Source organism: Pseudoflavonifractor sp. 60 (assembly GCF_009911645.1).
Taxonomy (GTDB): domain Bacteria; phylum Bacillota; class Clostridia; order Oscillospirales; family Oscillospiraceae; genus Lawsonibacter.
In genome coordinates this window covers 1-239 of the sequence record NZ_QWKI01000277.1, presented here as the reverse complement: position 1 = coordinate 239, position 239 = coordinate 1, and the positions used below count along the sequence as shown (strand labels likewise).

General features: G+C 63.6%; 1 protein-coding gene. It reads right to left on the bottom strand.

What is annotated here, in order from left to right:
• On the bottom strand, positions 1-239 hold a 239-nt coding region (locus D1646_RS21490; protein ID WP_160638401.1), incomplete at both ends, for an aromatic amino acid lyase.

Here is a 239-nt window from a genome sequence, read left to right as displayed (position 1 = left end):
GCCAGCACCTTGTTTTCCGACACCATGGAGGCGGCGGAGTACTGGACGATCATAAAGCCGGAGTTGACCCCGGGCTTAGTGGTGAGGAAGGGGGTCAGGCCGTTGGACAGAGAGGCGTTGACCATGCGCTCGGTGCGCCGCTCGGAGATATTGGCAATCTCGGAGCAGGCGATGCCCAGGGTGTCGAAGGGGATGGCCATGGGCTCGCCGTGGAAGTTGCCGCCGGAGATGACCGCCTC